This window comes from Coprococcus sp. AF99-45 (assembly GCF_027663865.1).
GTDB classification, from domain to species: Bacteria; Bacillota; Clostridia; order Lachnospirales; family Lachnospiraceae; genus Allocoprococcus; species Allocoprococcus comes.
On sequence record NZ_JAQDGZ010000002.1, the window covers coordinates 16,621 to 37,328 of the forward strand.

Annotated in this window: 13 protein-coding genes, 1 pseudogene and 1 other annotated feature; of the genes and pseudogenes, 4 read left to right on the forward strand and 10 right to left on the reverse strand. The window is 43.8% G+C overall.

Annotated elements, in window-relative coordinates; translation table 11 throughout:
- Positions 1-208: 208 nt before the first annotated feature.
- The 5 genes and pseudogenes from leuS to PGR14_RS01840 all read right to left on the reverse strand — a co-directional run bounded on the left by leuS (position 209) and on the right by PGR14_RS01840 (position 7,558).
- Positions 209-2,635: a leucine--tRNA ligase gene (leuS, locus tag PGR14_RS01820; RefSeq protein ID WP_270222876.1), complete on the reverse strand. Its 2,427-nt coding sequence runs from the start codon at positions 2,633-2,635 to the stop codon at positions 209-211.
- 118 nt (positions 2,636-2,753) lie between these two features.
- Positions 2,754-2,991: a binding site (T-box leader), on the reverse strand.
- Between the two features lie 87 nt (positions 2,992-3,078).
- Positions 3,079-3,621, reverse strand: a complete 543-nt coding sequence (locus PGR14_RS01825) for a M48 family metallopeptidase (RefSeq protein WP_055249510.1) — start codon at positions 3,619-3,621, stop codon at positions 3,079-3,081.
- A pseudogene (gene recQ / locus PGR14_RS01830) lies at positions 3,612-5,448 on the reverse strand (DNA helicase RecQ). Before recQ ends, PGR14_RS01825 begins: the two are co-directional and overlap by 10 nt.
- Positions 5,441-6,382, reverse strand: a complete 942-nt coding sequence (locus PGR14_RS01835) for a TIGR03943 family putative permease subunit (protein WP_008369798.1) — start codon at positions 6,380-6,382, stop codon at positions 5,441-5,443. Before PGR14_RS01835 ends, recQ begins: the two are co-directional and overlap by 8 nt.
- A 15-nt stretch (positions 6,383-6,397) precedes the next feature.
- On the reverse strand, positions 6,398-7,558 hold the full coding sequence (locus PGR14_RS01840) for a CobW family GTP-binding protein (protein ID WP_055158434.1): 1,161 nt from the start codon (positions 7,556-7,558) through the stop codon (positions 6,398-6,400).
- Between the two features lie 201 nt (positions 7,559-7,759).
- Between PGR14_RS01840 and PGR14_RS01845 the strand changes: the two genes are divergently transcribed.
- Positions 7,760-8,182 (forward strand): DsrE family protein, encoded by a 423-nt coding sequence (locus PGR14_RS01845; protein ID WP_008369803.1) that lies wholly within the window; start codon positions 7,760-7,762, stop codon positions 8,180-8,182.
- Positions 8,183-8,397: 215 nt separating this feature from the next.
- Here PGR14_RS01845 and PGR14_RS01850 read toward each other — a convergent pair whose 3' ends face one another.
- From PGR14_RS01850 to PGR14_RS01865, 4 genes are all read right to left on the reverse strand, one after another.
- Positions 8,398-10,008 carry a hypothetical protein gene (locus PGR14_RS01850; RefSeq protein ID WP_055246576.1) on the reverse strand — a complete coding sequence of 537 codons (1,611 nt, stop codon included), beginning with the start codon at positions 10,006-10,008 and terminating at the stop codon, positions 8,398-8,400.
- A gap of 39 nt (positions 10,009-10,047) precedes the next feature.
- Positions 10,048-11,493 (reverse strand): TrkH family potassium uptake protein, encoded by a 1,446-nt coding sequence (locus PGR14_RS01855; protein WP_008371730.1) that lies wholly within the window; start codon positions 11,491-11,493, stop codon positions 10,048-10,050.
- Positions 11,494-11,505: 12 nt separating this feature from the next.
- Positions 11,506-12,867 (reverse strand): Trk system potassium transporter TrkA, encoded by a 1,362-nt coding sequence (gene trkA / locus PGR14_RS01860; RefSeq protein ID WP_022220724.1) that lies wholly within the window; start codon positions 12,865-12,867, stop codon positions 11,506-11,508.
- Between the two features lie 165 nt (positions 12,868-13,032).
- The gene (locus PGR14_RS01865; RefSeq protein WP_270222877.1) at positions 13,033-15,108 is read right to left on the reverse strand and encodes an elongation factor G; all 2,076 of its coding nucleotides are present in this window, start codon (positions 15,106-15,108) and stop codon (positions 13,033-13,035) included.
- A 184-nt stretch (positions 15,109-15,292) separates the two neighbouring features.
- On the opposite strand from PGR14_RS01865, the gene PGR14_RS01870 reads away from it, so the two are divergent.
- Both PGR14_RS01870 and aroA read left to right on the forward strand, forming a co-directional pair.
- Positions 15,293-16,390, forward strand: coding sequence for a prephenate dehydrogenase (locus PGR14_RS01870; protein WP_022220726.1), 1,098 nt, complete (start codon positions 15,293-15,295; stop codon positions 16,388-16,390).
- Between the two features lie 250 nt (positions 16,391-16,640).
- On the forward strand, positions 16,641-17,954 hold the full coding sequence (gene aroA, locus PGR14_RS01875; RefSeq protein WP_044998927.1) for a 3-phosphoshikimate 1-carboxyvinyltransferase: 1,314 nt from the start codon (positions 16,641-16,643) through the stop codon (positions 17,952-17,954).
- 75 nt (positions 17,955-18,029) lie between these two features.
- On the opposite strand, the gene PGR14_RS01880 is transcribed toward aroA, so the two are convergent.
- The gene (locus tag PGR14_RS01880) at positions 18,030-19,382 is read right to left on the reverse strand and encodes an MATE family efflux transporter (protein WP_008371744.1); all 1,353 of its coding nucleotides are present in this window, start codon (positions 19,380-19,382) and stop codon (positions 18,030-18,032) included.
- Between the two features lie 231 nt (positions 19,383-19,613).
- Between PGR14_RS01880 and PGR14_RS01885 the strand changes: the two genes are divergently transcribed.
- Positions 19,614-20,633, forward strand: a complete 1,020-nt coding sequence (locus tag PGR14_RS01885; protein ID WP_022220728.1) for a M42 family metallopeptidase — start codon at positions 19,614-19,616, stop codon at positions 20,631-20,633.
- Positions 20,634-20,708: the final 75 nt, after the last annotated feature.

Here is a 20,708-nt window from a genome sequence, read left to right on the forward strand (position 1 = left end):
TCACGCTTTTTCCTATCTTTCTTGAAATATTTACTCCATTTTCTTTCGACTTTTACTCCAAATTTACTCCATTTTAAAAATCTGTTACGATATTTTACGGTATTCTACGATACTTTTTCTTTAAAGAAAAATGTCAGTAAGTCTTGATTTTAAGCGAACTTTTCAATATTTCCAAGCACTTTATTCTGTTGTGAGATTTTCTCTCAAATTATTTCTGAACAATGTTTATAATCTTCTTCGGAACGTAGATTTCTTTTACGATATTTCCTGTAAGTTTATCTGCGATTGCTTCTTTTCCGGCAGCGATTGCTTCTTCTTTTGTAGCCTCTGCGGAAATCTTGATGACTGCTCTTGTTTTTCCATTGATCTGTACCGGAATTTCGATTTCATCATCTTTCACAGCTTCTGTATCGTATTTTGGCCATCCGGCGCGGAATACGCTTTCTTTGTTGCCAAGTTCTTCCCAGATTTCTTCTGCCATATGTGGTGCAAATGGTGCCAGTAATACAGCAAGGGTATCCAAAGTATCTCTGTCTACTCCGCCTTCCTTCTTAGCGATCGCAACCAGTGTATTTGTATGCTCCATGAATGCAGAAATAACGGTATTCAGGCTGAAGCTTTCCAGACGGGTTGTGATATCATAAACCAGTTTATGACGTACTTTGATCATCTCTTTGGTTGGTTTAATATCTTTATCCTTGCTGTCCATAAGCAGGTTCCAGAGTTTCTTAAGGAAACGGTATACACCATCGATTCCTCTGTCATCCCACTCTGCATCCAGTTCCGGTGGTCCTACGAAGAGTTCATACATTCTTAAAGAATCGCATCCATAATCTCTTACAAGATCATCCGGAGACACGACATTTCCTTTTGACTTACTCATCTTGATACCATTCTTACCTGTGATCATTCCCTGGTTGAACAGTTTGACAAACGGCTCATCAAAATCGATCACACCGATATCGCAAAGGAATTTAGTATAGAATCTTGAATACAGAAGGTGAAGTACTGCATGTTCTACACCACCGATATACATATCTACCGGAAGCATTGCATCTGCTTTTTCTCTGGATACAAGTTCTTCGTTGTTGTGATTATCTACATAACGCAGGAAATACCATGAAGATCCAGCCCACTGCGGCATGGTATTTGTCTCACGTTTTGCCGGTTTTCCACAAACAGGACAGGTTGTATTTACCCATTCATCGATTCCCGCAAGTGGAGATTCTCCTGTTCCTGTCGGTTCATAAGATTCTACATCCGGCAGTCTCAGCGGAAGCTGATCCTCCGGTACCGGTACAGCGCCACATTCCGGACAATGTACGATCGGAATTGGTTCTCCCCAGTATCTCTGACGGGAGAATACCCAGTCACGCAGCTTGTAGTTTACAGTTGCACGTCCGATTCCTCTTTCTTCGATGATATGTGGAGCTTCTTTCTTAAGGACAGAGCTTTCCATGCCATTCCATTCTCCGGAATTGATCATCGTTCCTGAAGCCTCTGTGTAAGCTTCTGTCATATTTTCGATTTCTTTACCGTCTTTTGCAATAACCTGGATGATCGGGATGTTGAACTTGGTTGCAAATTCAAAGTCACGGTCGTCATGAGCCGGTACACACATGATGGCTCCTGTACCATAATCAGCCAGTACATAATCAGAAAGCCAGATCGGTACCTTTGCTCCGTTCAGAGGGTTGATCGCGTAAGTTCCTGTAAATACACCTGTTTTTTCTTTGTCCTGCAGACGGTCTACATTAGACTTCATAGAAGAATCGAAGATATATTTTTCTACTTCTTCTTTGTGTTCCGGTGTTGCAAGCTCTGCTGCAAGCTTATGTTCCGGTGCAAGTACCATGAAGGTTGCTCCATGAAGCGTATCTGGTCTTGTTGTGTATACAGTGATCTTATCTTCTCTTCCTTCAACCGGGAAATCTACTTCTGCACCGTAAGATTTACCGATCCAGTCTGTCTGCATCTTTTTAACTTTTTCCGGCCAGTCAAGCTTATCCAGGTCATTTAACAGACGGTCTGCATATTTTGTGATACGCAGCATCCACTGACGAAGGTTCTTCTTTGTAACTTCAGCGCCGCAGCGTTCGCATTTTCCGCCTACAACCTCTTCGTTTGCAAGACCTGTCTTACAAGACGGGCACCAGTTGATCGGGAATTCTTTTTCGTATGCAAGTCCTTCTTTGAACATCTTTACAAAGATCCACTGTGTCCATTTGTAGAAATCAGGATCTGTTGTATTGACTTCCATATCCCAGTCATAAAGCGCTGAGATCTCATTGATCTGACGTTTGATATTCGCGATGTTTGCTGCTGTCGATTTTGCAGGATGGGTTCCCATCTTGATCGCATAGTTTTCAGCCGGAAGGCCGAATGCATCCCATCCCATCGGATGAATGATGTAATATCCCTGAAGCAGTTTGTAACGGCTCCACACATCGGAGATAACATAGCCTCTCCAGTGTCCTACATGAAGACCGTTTCCTGACGGATACGGGAACATGTCCAGACAATAATATTTCTTTTTCGGGTTGCCATTTTCATCCACTTTCGGATTAACCGGATTCTCAGCCCATTTTTCTTTCCATTTCTTTTCGATTGCCTTATGATTGTAAGGTACTGCCATTTTTCTTTCCTCCTGGTATTGTTTCAGTATGAAAAAAAGTGTCTTAACCTTTTATTTAACAGGAAATTCCATCAGGATTTCCTGTTAAATAAAAATCTTTCGCCTCTTTTGATAAATTCAAAGAGACGAAAGATTAAATTCCGTGGTACCACTCTTCTTCGCCGCATCCCGGTAACATAACTTACGGTGCAGCGCACTTGTGATTCTATAACGGGAATTCCCGCTTCTGCCTATCTGAAAACCGTTCAGCAGAAGAACTCAAAGGCGAGTTCAAAGATTTGATCTGCTGCCTTGCACCGCCCGGCAGTTCTCTGTACAGACTCTAATCTTTTACTGATCCTTATCCTTGTTTTTTTCATATACCTTGTTATTATAAAAATAAATACAAGTTCCGTCAAGAGATTCTTGATTGTTTTTTACGAATTCTTGATTATTTTTACCATTTAAAATTGATTTCCGTTATCTCTCAGCCATTTTCTATATTTTTTATAGTCCGGCATCCACGTCGCCACGACCTTCCAGAATGCAGCGGAATGATTCATTTCTCTACGATGTGCCAGCTCATGCACCACAACATAATCCAGAACTCCCGGCGGCATCAGCACCAGCTTCCAGTTGTAATTGAGATTCCCCACGCTGCTGCAGCTTCCCCACCTGGTCTTCTGCTCCCGGATGGAAATACGCCCATAGGTCACACCCATTTTCCGGGCATAGTATCCGGTCCTTGCACCTAATACTTCTCTTGCAAGATTCCGGTAATATTTCTTTTCTGCTTCCGGCATCTCTCTCTTTTCCTGCCGCTTCATTGCATTTTCCTTCTGAAGCTTTACCTTCTGTCGGATCCAGTTCTCTTTCTCCAGAAGAAACCGGTCAATCCGCTTTTTCTCACAGGAATAGGGTGCACGGACCATCACCTTTCCTTCCCGGTCAACTTCGATTCCAATACTGCGCCTATCTGACCGGATCAGATGATATTCTATGTCCACGACCGGATCACCTCCAGAAAGCGCTCTCCATATTTTTCAAACTTGAACTCTCCCACACCGGAAACTTTCAGCATAGCATTCTTATTTATCGGTTTTTCGATACACATCTGCACAAGGGTCTTATCGGAAAATACAATATAGGGCGGAACTTTTTCTTCTCTTGCTATCTCTGCCCGCAGAACGCGCAGGATTTCAAAAGACTCTTCCTGCTCTTTATTCAGAACCAGTCCGGCCGTTTTCTTCACTTTTTTCTTCGCTGTTGTCTTCGCCTCTTTCTCCGGTTCTTTTGCCATCTTCATTGTAAATGTCTCCTGCCCTGCAATCAGTGCTTCCGACTTTTCAGTCAGTTTCACAATCATATAAGAATCCGGCGTGGTCTTCAGATATCCTTCTGCCAGAAGCTGGTTGAATATCTGCCTGAGCTTCCACGATGGCGTCTTAGAAAGTACCCCGTAAGCCGGACTGGCACCCATGCCATACTGCCGGATCTTCGCATTGTTTGCCCCATGCACCGTATCCAGAATCACATTGATTCCATAACGCTGATGACTTTCTTTTACACACATGGCAAGTATCCTTGCCTCTGCCGTCATATCCACGGTATCAAACTGCGTCTTACAGTTTGAACAGTTCCCACAGTAATTGCTTCCGTATTCCCCAAAATACCGCAGAATATAATCACGCAGACATTCCTTTGTAAAACAATAATAAGTCATCTTTTTCAAGCGCTCCTGATCCCGCTCTATCACGATCCGGCGCGTCAGTTCATCCAGTTCCTGATTGTCGCGGTTGTTCTCAATGAACATCTGGTTTGTGATCACATCCTGTCCGCTATATAAAAGCAGGCACTCCCCCGGCTCACCGTCTCGGGCGCAGCGTCCCACTTCCTGATAATAGGATTCCAAATTCTTCGGCATATTGTAATGTACGACAAAGCGGACATTGGATTTATCAATTCCCATCCCGAATGCATTCGTCGCCACCATGATCTGCTTTCGGTCATAAATGAAATCATCCTGATTATCACGCCGCTCCTGGTCTGTCAGTCCCGCATGATACCTGGTCACGGAAAACCCATCCATTTCCAGGAGTGCGCAATTTTCCTCCACCTGCTTTCTGGTCAGGCAGTAGACGATCCCGCATTGATCCGGATGCTCCTCAATAAATGCTTTGAGTGCGGCATATTTATTCTTTGGGAACTGTACCGCAAGGAACAGATTCGGTCTGTCGTAACCTGTCATTACTACTTCCGGATCCTCCAGCATCAGGATATCGATCATATCCTCTCTTACTTCTTTCGTCGCTGTTGCAGTAAATGCACTCACAACCGGCCGCTTTGGAAGATACTCTACAAACTCTGTGATCTTTAAATAACTTGGCCGGAAATCCTGTCCCCACTGGGAAACACAGTGCGCTTCATCGACTGCGATCATAGAAATATCCACGCTCATAGCAAAATCCATAAACTCTGCAGTTTCCAGCCGCTCCGGTGCCACATAGATAATCTTATATCTTCCTTCTTTTGCAAAAGCAAGTGCCTTCCGGTACTGCCCCATAGTCAGGGAACTGTTCAGATAGGCTGCATGAACCCCTGCCTGGTTGAGGGATGCCACCTGATCCTTCATAAGAGAAATAAGGGGAGATATCACAAGTGTAATACCTCCCATCATCAGAGCCGGAATCTGAAAACAGATGGACTTTCCAGCTCCCGTTGGCAGTATGCCGAGTACATCCCGGCCGGACAGGATCGCATCGATCAGTTTCTCCTGTCCCGGTCGGAATTCCGTCATAGCCAAAAAATTGCTTTAATACTTGAAATTTATCCAAGATATACTACCTCTTCTTCCGGTTTTTCTGCGGATTCCATCTCCAGCATATAAAGAACCGGCTGCTTTGGAACCATCGGACGGTACGCTTCGTACTCGAACTTGACGGTTACTTTTTTCCAGCTTCTCTGTGTGATCTGCGCTGCCCTTCCAAGATTACATGGATATCCATAGAAACGGATATCATCTGCGCAGCAGGTCATGATCTGTCTTCCCGGAATCAGCATATTTGCCGGCATTCCCTTCGGACGGAAAAGCTGTGCAAGGAAGGTGATCTTCTTGTGCTCGTAACGCTCCGGATGCTCATATGCATCCACATACCAGGTCCCAAAGTCCACATCATCAATGAAGATATGGTCTGCTTTCAGATCATATGGCAGATCCTCTTCTGTCTGCGGGATAATATTGCCATCCACGCCTTCAAAAATCAGCTGTGCTTGTGGGTTCTGGATCTTAAGGGCACGTCTGAACGCACTTCGGTCTGTATTTTCCCCACAACGGTTGATGATGATCAACTCAGATTCAGTAAGCTGGTTCATCAGCATATTCCGCATATTCTTCAGGTACATGTCCAGCGTCTCACCGCTAACCGTTGAGTACACACCCTGAATCTCCCAGTTGCGTGGGAAATCTTCATCCAGAATTTCCTGCAGATCCCAGGTTCCATTGTACTCAATGATCACCTGGACCGGATGATAGATCTTCTCACAGTTTTCAAAGAAAGTTTTATTTAACTTTTCTCTTTCTTCTATATTGAAGAGGAACAGTCCATTCTCATCCAGATATTTTTCCGAGTACTCTTCCTCTCCCTCTTCACACTGCAAAAGCAATGTCGGACCTTCTTCGATCCATTCCTGCTTCATCAGTGTGTCTTTGATAAATGTTGTTTTTCCACTGTCCAGAAATCCTGTACAGATATATACCGGTGTTGTCATCGCCGCTTGCTCCTCCTAGATATGGAATAACTTAATCAGATCCTCTTCTTTGAGATCTGTTCCGATCACGCATACACGTCCTGTGTAATCAGCCTGTCCCTCACGGACTTCATATTCTTCTGGAACCATATCAAACTGCTTCCAGGAACCGTCTGCCATCTGGATAATTCCTTTGGAACGAAGTACGGTTCCGTAAGCATCTGTCTCAGATAATGCTTTCAGCAGGTAATCCAGTTCTTCTTCTGTATACTTATGAGCAGTCTCCTTGCCCCAGCTCGTAAATACTTCATCTGCATGATGATGTCCTTCGTGTCCGTGATGATGGTCATGGCATCCGCAGGTGCAGTTCTCATCATGTTCATGATGATGCTCATGCTCTTCATGGTCGTGATCATGATGGTGTTCATGGTCATGATCGTGGCATCCGCAGGTGCAGTTCTCATCATGTTCGTGATGATGCTCATGCTCCTCATGGTCGTGATCATGATCATGACCGCAGCCACATTCGTCATCATGATGATGGTGATGTTCGTGGTCGTCATGCTCATGTGCATGTTCTTCCAGGATACCTTCGATCTCAGCACCATGCTGCAGGGCATGCAAAACGGCATCTTTTCCAAGTTCTTCCCAAGGTGTGGAAATAATGGTTGCCTCTGCATTTTTCTCACGCAGCATATGCACGCACTCTTCTACCTTTTCATCTGTCATCATCTGGGTACGGCTGATAACGATCGTAGATGCATGCTCTACCTGGTTATTGAAGAATTCTCCGAAGTTTTTGAGATAGATCTTTGCTTTCTTACCGTCAACAACTGTGATTCTTCCGTCAATCTCAATATCTGCCTCATCTTTGACACCCTCGATTGCTTTTACAACATCAGAAAGCTTTCCAACTCCTGAAGGTTCGATGATGACACGATCCGGTGTATAATCTACAAGTACTTTCTGAAGTGCTTTGCTAAAATCCCCCACCAGTGTACAGCAGATACATCCTGAGTTCATCTCTGTGATCTCAACGCCGGCATCTTTTAAGAATCCGCCATCAATACCGATCTCCCCAAATTCGTTCTCGATCAGGACCAGTCTTTCTCCCGGAAATACATCCTCGATCAGTTTCTTGATGAATGTTGTCTTTCCTGCTCCCAGGAAACCAGAAATAATATCAACTTTCGTCATTTTTCGTTCCTCTTTTCTTATTATTATAATTCCATAAATTAGCCTTTTCTAACTGCAAATTGTTTCCGAGCTATATCGTATCACATTTCTTTAAAAGATGCAAATAAATAGCTTGTTAATGCATTGTGATTAGTGTATAATAGTTTTATAAAATCTCGTACTTTTTTAGTACAAATTCATAAACAAAGGAGACTTGATAATATGGTTAATTTATTGACAGGCCCAAAAGGAAGCGGAAAAACCCAGCAAATGATCGAACGTGCTAACGAAGCTGTAAAGACATGTGAAGGAAACGTATTCTTCATCAAGAAGAGCCACAGAGATACATACAGCTTATCTTTCAACATCAGAGCGATCTGCATGGATGACTATGATGTAATCACCAATACCGATGAATATCTTGGATTTATTTACGGTATGTTAAGCGCAGACCATGATATCAAAGCAATCTTTATCGACGGTATTTTAAAGCACGCCGACATCACACTTGAGAACATTCCTTCTTTCATCGAAACACTGAAAAAGATCTCCAAAGAAAATGATGTAGATTTTTATGTCAGCATCAGTGCAACGAATGAACAGCTTGGTAATGTAGATTTTGAAGATTGTACACTCCTTAACTAAGATAGACATTATCCAAAAGGAGGGATGAAGATTTTCTGTAAATCTTCATCCCTCCTTTTATGGTTTTCCAAATGTGACAGAGCACATTCTTTTTATGCTATGATACCAGGGGCAAAAGGTCAGAAAGCCGATGCAAGCTTGCTTGCAAGAGGATTTTTCCACTCTCGCAATCTGGTATCAAAGGGGTCAAAATACCTTTTGACCCCAACATCATGCTATTTCAAAGACAAAACCGTATTTGCCTTATCCCCTTTTGCATACTCCAGTTTTACATCATCTCCCACATTATACTTGATGATCTCAATAAAATCGACTACCGATACATCAAAAATCTCATCTGATCCTTCCAGCATAATGTAGTAATGAGAATCTCCATCTATAACGCCCTGGGCGATTTTCGTGATCTTTCCTTCGATCGTGCCGGTATCCATCTTCACTTCTTCTTTTTCCTTGATTCCATTGGTAAGAAGCAAATTATTGTAGGATTCTTCACATACACTTACCGTATCCCCGATCGCAACAACCTGGTACTTCTGGACATTGACCATTGCATACTTTTTCACAAGTCCTGCATCATCCTTAAGTGCCATAAAGTAAGTCGGCTCCCCGGAAATGTTAAGCAGCAGCGGGAAAGTCGCCCGATACTTCAGGTTCTGTACCTGTCCTTCTGCCGATGCCATCGCAGAATCCTCGATCGCACCTGCCACCGGATAATACTTTGTCTCCATAGTTCTCTGGTTCATCAGAACAAATCCCACATTGGACTGGTCACTGTTTACAGAAGTTACTCCCGTGTACACCCATACATCATCATCAATTGCCAGATAATTATATCCGTTTGTTGTCTTCAGACAATCTTTCTGGCTGAGTACACTGTTAAAATACCCATGCTTTAACGTGCCATAATAATCATAAAGCTGTACCAGAAGATCTGCCGAATAGGCTCGGTCGATCCATTCCGGGACTTCATCGATCCTGTAGTCCTGCATTTCGCCGGTGATCGCATTGCAGAGCACCACATGCCCTACCGTTTCTCCTCCGAAAAGACCGATATTATACTTTTTGACCGGTGCTACCCAGTATGGAACACCATTATCATCAATTTCAAAACTAAGGTCTCCGTAAATATAAGTCGGATGCGCAAAACGAAGATGACGGTAAATATTTCTTCCAAAATGCTCGCTGGTCGAATACTTCATTCCCTGCTCCAGCTTTACCATCTCCGTTGTCTGACTTGCCATATCGATCCGGATATATGCAGGAAGTCCATCTTTCCGATTGGTAAACCATTTGATCAGATTCGCATATTTCAAAGGTGACACACGGACCGGACGATCCTTGTAGTTGATCTGACTGTAGATATCGTCCACCTCAAACTGGGATACCATATCTGACATGCTTCCCATCTTCCGGTCTCCTAAAAGCTGCGCAGACTCCTTATCCAGAAGCGGGATCTGGTCAAAGGAAAGCTCCTCGATATCTTTTGTGAATTCACCCTCTTCTACCTTCAGAAGCTGTTGGTATTTCTTCGCATTCACAATCGGTGAAGAAAGAATGGTTCCGGCCAGATAAATCACTAACAAAAAAATAAAAAGACGGACACACCATTTGAAACCTTTGGATTCTTTCATCTCCTTCAGATCAATCGCTCCGTATCGCAAGCCTTTTTTTCCTGCAAACACAAGACCGACCGCAAGCACCAGAACAAGCACAAAATACCACACTCCGGAAGAATGGATATTAAAAGCCGGCAGTGATACATAATACCAGATTCCTGCTGCCACTAAAAGCAGCAGAAAACTGATCGCTATATTTTTCTTTTTCATAAATTCTCCTTTTCATCGTTTTGCCTTACCAAAGCTGTCTTAGAATTTTCTACTCCAAAGTGACGGCGAGAACAGCATCAGGAACGGGAAGATTTCCAGTCGTCCGATCAGCATATCCACGCAGAACACAATCTTCGAGAAGTCTGAGAACTTCGCAAAATTTTCCACCGGTCCTACCAGATTCAGTCCCGGTCCTACATTATTAAGTGTAGTAAGCACTCCGGTAAATGAAGTAGTAAAATCAAAGTTATTGATCGAGATCAGAAGCACGGATACGATCAGGATTAGTATATACGCAATAAAGTATATATATACCCCCCGCATCGTCTCTTCTTTCACTTTTTTCCCATTTACTTTTACGATATTGACTGCTTTCGGATGGATCATAGTTTTCAGCTCCCGGCGGATGCTTTTTACCAGGATCAGAAGTCTTGATACTTTGATACCACCGCCTGTTGAACCGGCAGAAGCACCGATTACCATCACAAGAAGCAGAACACATTTGGAAAGCTCCGGCCACTTGTTGAAATCTGCCGTCACAAATCCAGTTGTCGTGATCACGGATGCCACCTGGAACGCCGCATAGCGGAATGCCTTTAAAAGAGAATGATAACCTCCGGCGATATTGCAGGTGATCACAACGGTTGCTCCTGCAATGATTCCCAGGTAAGCACGCAGCTCCTCATTCTTAAATACACTCTTAAATTCTTTCAAAAGCAGAAAGAAATACAGGTTAAAATTGATACCAAACAGGATCATAAATACGGTGATCACACCATCAATGTAGGCACTGTTGAAGTGTGCCACACTTGCATTGTAGCCGGAAAATCCTCCGGTACCGGCAGTACTGAATGCATGTGTCACTGCGTCAAACAGGTTCATCCCTCCTGCCAGAAGAAAAACTACCTCAATTGTAGTCAGTGCAAAATACATTCCATACAGGATCCTTGCGGTTCCTCTTGCCTTTGGAACCAGTTTATCTGCCTCTGGCCCCGGAACTTCCGCACGCATCAGATGCATGGAATTCTTCTCATCCAGAGAGGTAAGTACCATAACAAATACCAGCACTCCCATTCCACCAACCCAATGTGTCAGGGAACGCCAGAAAAGAATTCCTTTCGGAAGTCCTTCAATCTCAGTCAGGATCGTAGAACCTGTCGTCGTAAATCCGGATACTGTTTCAAAAAAAGCATCCACATAGCTTGGAATACTTTTACTGAGTACAAATGGAAGTGCACCTGCAAGTGACCAGAAAATCCAGGCCGTTGCAACAATGATCAGACCTTCTTTGGCATAAATCGTCATGTTCTCCGGGCATTTTCTGCCAAACAGCAGATAAATTGCCGTCAGGATCGCAGCTGTAATCAGAAAATAAACCGATGTGTGCTCGCCATAAATAATTCCAACCATCATCGGAAGCAGCATCAGCAGTCCCTCTGCTCCCATCATCTTGCTGATGATATAGCGTATCATTTTCACATTCATTTCTTTTCACCCCTATTGCTCAGCCAGAATATCTGTGATATCCTTAACTTTCTTCTGGGTTGTAACGATTACAACACTGTCGCCCACCTGAATGGATTCATCCCCGTCCGGAATAATAATCTGCCGTTTTCTTCCGATACATGCGATCAGATTGTTCGGCTTCAGTTCCAGATCCTTAAACGGGATATCTGTATATTCTGTTTTTTCTTTGATAATAAATTCCAGTGCTTCTACTCTTCCGCCAACCAGCTGATACATAGATTCAACATTGACATTCTTGAGAGAATTCTGGCGTGCACGCACATAACTCATGATCGCATCTGCTGTTGCAGTCTTTGCCGATACGATCAGATCGATCCCAAGTTCCTCGACAAGCTGGGCACGTCCGTCTTCGTTGACCTTTGCCACGATCTTGTCCACACCTTTTGTCTTTGCAAAAAGTGCAAGGATAATATTCTCCTCATCCATACCGGTCAGGCTGACCAGGGCATCTGCCTGTTCAATTCCTTCTTCGATCAGAAGGTCATGGTCTGCGGCATTCCCACAGATGATCGTCGCTTTCGGAAGCTGGTCGCAGAGATCTTCGCATTTCTTCCAGTCCTGCTCAATGATCTTAACCTGCATACCAAGTCCTAAAAGCTGTTTTGCCAGATAATATCCGACTTTTCCCCCACCACAGACCAGAATATTCTTCGGCTCTTTCCGCTTTCCGATCAGATGGAAAAATTCTTCAATATATTTGTGGGATGCAACAATATGAAGCCGGTCTCCATCATGGATGACAAAATCACCATTCGGGATGATCACTTCCGATCCACGTCTTACAGCACATACCAGAACTTTGATCTGGAACTTGCGGTAAAGCTCAGCAAGCGATACTCCGCCCAGATGGCTTCTTTCTTTGACAATGAATTCTACCATTTCGACTTTTCCCTTCATAAAAGTCTCTACCTTTGCAGTATCCGGAAGAAGGATCGATCTGGAAATCTCAAATGCAGCCGCAAGTTCCGGGTTGACAGCCATACTCAGTCTTAAGTCCTCTTTCAAAAGATCGATCTGCTGATAATAGATCGGATTCCTTACACGGGCGATCGTGTGCTTTGCCCCCAGTCTCTTTGCGAGCAGGCAGCTCAGCATATTCAGTTCGTCTGTCGATGCACATGCCACAACAAGATCAGCGCCCGGCACTCCTGCTTCTTTCTGCACTTTCGCATCTGCACCATCTCCGGTAATGCAGAGAATATCAAGCTGATTCAGCGCTTCTTTTAATTTCCCCTCATTCTGGTCAATCAAAACCACATCGTAATTTTCTTCGGATAACTGTATGGTCAGTTTATGACCAACCTTCCCGTCCCCAATAATTACAATTTTCATTTTTCTTTTCCTCTACTTTTGCTCTTAATACTAAGCCTTTAATACTAAAATTGTATAAAATACCAATGGGACAGCCGAAGCTGCCACCATCATAATATGTATACCACTTTTAGTACGAAAGTACAATAGAAAAAACCGGGATTTTCTCCCGGCTTTTCCTTATTCTTATTCTTCAGCTGCACGCTTTTCAATTTCTTTTTCCTGTACATCTGCCGGAGCCTGTTCATAACGGGCAAATTCATACGAATAGCTTCCTCGTCCACCTGTCATAGAACGAAGTGTTGTGCAATATCCAAACATGCCTGTCATCGGTACATCCGCTTCAATTACCTGATATCCGCCTGACTGTGGATTCATTCCAAGAACACGGCCACGTCTCTTGTTCAGATCTCCCATAACGTCTCCGGTATAATCATCCGGAACGGTTACTTTCACAGATGCGATTGGCTCAAGAAGAACCGGTCCTGCTTCCATAAATCCTTTCTTAAATGCCTGAATCGTCGCAGTCTTAAATGCCATTTCAGAAGAATCTACCGGATGGTAAGATCCATCATACAGAGTTGCTTTCACACCAACTATCGGATATCCGGCGAGAGGTCCTTTTAATACAGATTCCTGCAATCCTTTTTCAACCGCCGGGAAGTAGTTCTTCGGAACAGCACCTCCGACTACTTCTTCCTGGAATACATACGGTGTATCCAGATCTCCGGATGGTTCAAAACGCATCTTAACATGTCCATACTGTCCATGTCCTCCGGACTGTTTCTTATACTTGGTATCTACATCCGAGTTCTTGCGGATCGTCTCACGGAACGCAACTTTTGGTGTCTCCAGTCTGATTCCGACTTTGTAACGCTCTGCCAGCTTGCTTGCTGTCACTTCCAGATGCTGGTCACCCATTCCATAAATCAGTGACTGGCGGTTCTCACTGTCATTTACCACTTTCAGTGTCACATCCTCTGCCATCATCTTCGCAAGAGCCTGTGATACCTTGTCCTCATCACCTTTGTTATTCACTACATACTTCATATATGTATACGGTTTGGAGTATTCGGTTCTTCCATAAGATACCGGTGTATTTTTTGTTGAAAGGGTATCCCCTGTCTTTGTACTTGTCAGTTTTGCAATCGCTCCGATATCACCTGCAAACAGTTCCTGAACTTCTACCGGTTTGTTGCCGGATAAGGTGTAGATCTTGCCGATCTTTGCTTCTGCATCTGACTCCGGATTGTAAAGGACATCATCCCCCTTTAATACACCGGAACATACTTTTACGAAAGAATATTTTCCGATAAACGGATCTACCATGGTCTTGAATACATATGCGGTCTTTGCGGCTGCAAAATCATGATGTGCTTCAAAGATCTCATTGGTCTTACGGTTGATGCCTACGCATTCACGGTATTCCGGACTCGGGAAAAATCTTACGATATCAGACAGTAAGTTTGCAACACCCTGTGCCTGAACATTGGATCCCATTGCTACCGGAACGATATCTCCGTCCATAACTTCTGTTCTCATGGCAGAGCGGATCTCTTCAACCGAGAATTCATCTCCCTCAAAATAACGTTCCATAAATGCTTCACTGGTCTCTGCCACTGCTTCAAGAAGCTTCTCTCTGTAAATCTGCAGGTTCGGCAGACAGTAATCCGGAATCTCACACTCTTCTCTCTGTCCAAGTCCGGTGTATCTTCTACCTGCATTCTTGATAACATTGACATAACCTACTAATTTCTCGTTCTCACGGATCGGTTGGAAATGTGGTGCAATCACTTTACCGTATCTTGCGGTCAGATCTTCAACAACCTGACGGAAGCTGGCATCATCCACATCCATCTCAGTAACATAGATCATACGCGGAAGATTATACTTATCACAGAGCTCCCATGCTTTCTCGGTTCCTACCTGCACACCGGCTTTTCCGGAAACAACGATAACAGCTGCATCGGCTGCGCTGACTGCTTCTTCCACTTCTCCGACAAAATCAAAATATCCAGGTGTATCAAGGATATTAATCTTTGCTTTTTCCCATTCAATCGGAATCAGACTTGTGCTAAGTGAGAATTTACGTTTCTGTTCTTCTTTATCAAAATCACTGATCGTATTACCGTTCTCAACAGATCCCATACGATTTGTTGCTCCAGATACATAAGCCATCGCTTCTGCCAGACTGGTCTTTCCGCTTCCCCCATGTCCTAAAAGGACCACGTTTCTAATTTCATCCGTTCTGTAAACCTTCATGCTTGCTGCCTCCTTGCTAAAGTTTCTCATGGATATATTGTACTAAACTTTCTATAAAAACACAACTATTTTATAGAATTTCAACAAAAACTTTCACTTTTGCACTTTAAAGTATTGCTTTATTGACAGATAGCCTGTTTTCCTATATTATGAAAGGTAGACTATCACGAAAGGACGAAAAATTATGAAACAGAAAAAAATCGGATTTATCGGACTCGGACTCATTGGGGGCTCTATTGCAAAGGCGATCCGGCGATATTATCCGGATTATGAGATTGTCGCTTTCGACAAGAATAGAGAAACTCTGGCACTTGCCACACAAGAATCCATCATCAATGTGGCCTGTACCTCAATCGATGATAATTTCCGAGGCTGCAACTACATCTTCTTATGTGCCCCGGTTGCTTTCAATACTGCATATTTAAAGCAGATGATGCCTTACCTGCATGATGATATGATCCTGACTGACGTCGGAAGTGTCAAAACTCCGATCCATGACGAGATCATCCGGCTGGGACTGGAGGATTACTTTATCGGAGGACACCCGATGGCCGGTTCCGAAAAGAGTGGTTTTGCCAATTCCAAACCAATCCTGATTGAGAACGCTTACTTTGTTCTCACCCCTTCCGCCAAAGTAGCGAAAAAAAAGGTTGATGCATACGCATCCTTCGTAGAATCCTTGCGTGCACTTCCAATCGTACTGGATTATCATGAACACGACATCGTCACCGGCACGATCAGCCACTTGCCACATATCATTGCCGCAAGTCTGGTCAACTTTGTCAGAGACACCGACACCAAGGATGAGCTGATGAAAACCCTCGCCGCCGGCGGCTTTAAGGACATTACGCGAATCGCCTCTTCCTCACCGACCATGTGGGAACATATCTGTGCACAGAATCAGAGTAATATTTCCCAGATCCTTGGAAATTATATCGAAACATTAAATGAAGCGAAAAAACTGGTTGATGCCGGAGACTCCCAGGGAATCTACGATATGTTCGACCATTCCCGGAACTACCGCAATTCCATGCCAAACGGTTCTGCCGGCCCGATCAAGCGTGCATTCGAGATCTACTGTGACATCCCGGATGAAGCCGGTGTGATCGCCACCATTGCGACCATCCTCGCTTCTAATGCACTCAGCATTAAGAACATCGGAATCGTTCATAACCGTGAATTTGAAGAAGGCGTACTCCGCATCGAATTCTATGACAGCATCTCCTGTGAGAAGGCAGTAGCACTTTTGCAGAAGCATCGTTATATTGTTTATGAGCGTTAATAATTAAATGATGATACCAGGGTCAAAAGGACAGAAAGCCGGTGCAAGCTTGCTTGCGAGAGGATTTTTGACCTCTTGACCCGCCAAAAACATGAGCAAGTAGCCAGTTTTCAAAGAAAAATGAGCGGATTACGAATGTTTTTGAGGATTGCGGGAATTGCAAGACAGTCCAAAAAATCTTTTCAGAACTTTGTGTAAATTGGTCACAATGCTTGAAAATAGAATTTTACGAATGAGAGGTTACTATATTATGCAAATCCAACCTGTTAAACAGCTTCGCGGGGAAGTATCTGTTCCCGGCGATAAATCCATCTCCCACCGTTCTATTATGTTCGGTGCACTGGCAAAAGGAACTACTGAGATCACACATTTTCTTCACGGCGCCGACTGCCTCTCTACCATCGGCTGCTTTCGTGCCATGGGAATCAATATCGAAGACACACCTGACCGTATCCTGGTTCACGGCAAAGGTCTTCACGGACTTTCCGAACCTTCTTCTTTTTTAGATGTGGGGAACAGCGGAACCACCACAAGACTGATTTCCGGTATTCTTTCCGGTCAGCCGTTTGCCACCACTCTTTCCGGCGATGCTTCTCTGAACTCCCGCCCGATGAAGAGGATCATGGAGCCTCTTGGGATGATGGGCGCTGATATTTTAAGCCAGAATGGGAACGGGTGCGCACCACTTTTGATCAACAGCCTGCTTCCTGCCGGTCAGAATCCATCCCTGCACGCAATCCACTATCACTCAAAAGTAGCTTCTGCTCAGGTTAAATCTTCCGTACTCCTGGCAGGACTTTATGCAGACGGATTAACCCTGGTTACAGAACCTGTACTTTCCCGTAATCATACAGAACTGATGCTGAATGGCTTCGGTGCCAACGTACAGACAGAAATACATTCTGATGGCAGTGCAACTGCATCTATTCTCCCATGTGAGGAATTATACGGACAGAAGATCCTGGTTCCCGGAGATATTTCTTCTGCTGCTTACTTCATCGCTGCTGCCCTTCTGGTTCCAGGTTCTGAACTTCTGATAAAGAATGTAGGTACTAACCCGACCCGTGCCGGAATCCTTGAAATATGCAGGGCAATGGGGGCAGACATTACCTATCTAAACGAAAATTGTGACAGTGGTGAACCAACTGCCGATCTTCTTGTACGTACAAGCGCTCTTCACGGAACCACCGTAGAAGGTGCAATCATCCCTACACTGATCGATGAGATTCCGATGATTGCAGTGATGGCTGCTTTCGCCGAGGGAACTACGATCATCAGGGATGCTGCCGAATTGAAGGTCAAAGAGACTGACCGTATCAAAACAACTACAGAAGGACTTCTTGCCATGGGCGTTGATGTAACACCAACCGACGACGGCATGATCATCCGTGGCGGTAATCCGGTTCATGGAGGACAGATCAACAGTTATCTGGATCACCGGATCGCAATGGCCTTTTCCATCGCAGCCCTTGCCGCCGAGGGAAATACTGAAATCCAGGATGGTCAGTGTGTAGATGTATCTTATCCTTCATTTTTTACGGAACTTCATTCCCTTTCCCTGTAATTTCAGGAAAAAATACAAAAAAAGAAAGCCGCACACTACATAAGTAGTGTATAGCTTTCTTTTTTATGCGCCCTGTCACTGTTTCTCTAATCCGTGAATCCAGTCTGTCTTAAGAAACAGAATCAAAAATATCACCGAACTGATAAACCAGGTAAGTGGATATGCCCAGTAGATTACATTGATCACCGGAATAATCCTGATAACAATACTAATATAGGTTACCCGGACTCCGCACCATACAAGCATCATAACAAACATCGGAACAATACTTCTTCCCGCCCCTCTCTGAATTGCTGCCATACAATGCGAAAACGCAAGCAGACAATAGAAAAGAGCGATCGTATGTGCCTCTGCAATTCCATATTCAATTGCTTTTTGATCTCCTCCAAACGCAGCGATCAGGTATGGTGAAAAGAAAAAAACTGCTATTCCGATCACTTCTGCTATCCCGATTCCACAAATGGTTCCAAACAATGCCCCTTTTTTTGTCCGGTCATACTCTTTTGCTCCCAGATTCTGTCCAATAAACGTCGTGAGTGCCTGTGAGAAGCAGGTAACCGGAATAAATCCAAATCCTTCAATTTTGGAATATGACCCACACCCGGCCATTGCCAGAGCCCCAAACTGATTAATATTCGACTGTACAAATACATTTGCAACCGCAATAATGGAATTCTGGATTCCTGCCGGTATTCCGTTTACCACGATCAGCCGCAGCATATTCCCATTCATCCGAAGTTCACGAAAAGATAACCGGAACGCCTCTGGTTCCCTGCGCAGTTTTCTGATACACAGAACCGCACTTAATATCTGTGAAACAATCGTTGCAAAAGCTGCTGCACCTACACCAAATCCTAAACCTCCGATCAGCACCAGATCCAGAATCACATTCAGACACGCTGAAATGATCAGATAGATGACCGGACTCTTACTGTCACCAAGTGACTGCAAAATCCCCATTCCAAAGTTATAAATTACAAATCCAAGTGAACCTGCAAAATACACCCTGAAATAAACCAGTGATTTCGGCAGTACCTCTTCCGGCGTACCAATCAGTTTTAAAATCTGCGGTGCAAGGATCAACGCGGCAACCGTAAGAAAAATTCCACATACGCCACCAAATGCCAGTGCCGTATGGATTGCTTTTTTCAGCTTCTCATATTCTCCGGCTCCAAAATACCTCGCAATGACAACACCGGCTCCCACGCCAATTCCCCCAAAAAATCCTACCATCAGGAATATCAGATTCCCTGATGAGCTGACAGCTGCAAGTGCATTATTCCCAAGAAAATTTCCCACGATCAGCGAATCCGCCACATTATACAACTGCTGGAATAAATTCCCCCATAGAAGCGGAATCGCAAACATAATAATCTTTTTCGGAATAGATCCCGTTGTCAGTAGATTAGCGTTTGATGTTTCCCCCATAATTAAACTTGTCCTCCTATAATATTTTAAGTCTATTATACTCCTGATACGGTTAATTCACCAGCAAATATATCGGAAACAATATTTGATTCTTTTTTAATAAATCATAAATCTATTTTTTCATCAATTATTATAACCTTTTTAAATTATCCTTCAATGTATATTGCATTTTCCATCCTCTTCTATTAAACTATTATGATATATACTATAAATTTTTTGGGGGAATTTTCTATGCAAAATTATCTTGAATTTATCGGAAACGAACTGAAAGCTTTAACTTCTATTCCAAGCCCATCCGGTTATACCAAAGATGTGGCTGCATACCTGATGAAGACTTTATCAGATATGGGATATGAACCACAGCTTTCTAACAAAGGCAACGTATTCGTAACGATCGGCGGAGAGGGGAATCCGCTGGTACTTGCAGCACACGTTGATACCCTCGGTGCCATGGTGCGTTCTGTCAAAGCAAATGGAAGACTGCGTCCGACTACTCTCGGTGGACACCAGTGGAGTACCGCTGATGGGGAAAACTGCACGATCCACACACGCGACGGACGCGTTTATACCGGTGTAGTACTAAATACTGAACCTTCTGTTCATGTTGCAGATTCTGCTGTTGAGACAAAAGAAGAAAATATGGAAATCCTTCTGGATGAAAATGTGGACACTAAAGAAGGAACTCTTTCACTTGGCGTACAGCCTGGAGATATCATCGCCATGGACCCGCGTACCCAGATCACACCGAGCGGTTATATCAAAAGCCGTTTCTTAGATGACAAGCTTTCTGCTTCCATCCTTCTCGGTCTGGCAAAATGCGTAAAAGATGAATCTATTGCGCTTTCCCGCAAAGTTTCTCTTCTTTTCACTGTATATGAAGAAGTCGGACACGGCGGAAGTTTTGTTGCCGAAGATACAACAGAGATGATTTCTGTTGACATGGGCTGCGTCGGATCCGATCTCGGATGTACCGAACGCATGGTATCTATTTGCGCAAAAGATTCCGGCGGTCCTTACAACTACGACGTAACATCTGCTCTTGCCGAAACTGCAAAAGAAGAAGGATTGGATTATGCGATCGATGTGTATCCGCATTACGGTTCTGATGTAGAGGCAACTCTTCGGGCAGGATATGATATCCGCCATGGTCTGGTTGGTCCTGGGGTGTATGCATCACATAACTATGAAAGATCCCATATGGATGGGGTAAAGAATACGCTTTTGTTGTTGAAGAAGTATATTCAAAAATAAAAAGTATAAATAGCTAACGTTCAAAAATAAAACATCTGCGATATGCATACCGCAGATGTTTTATTTTTTCAATAT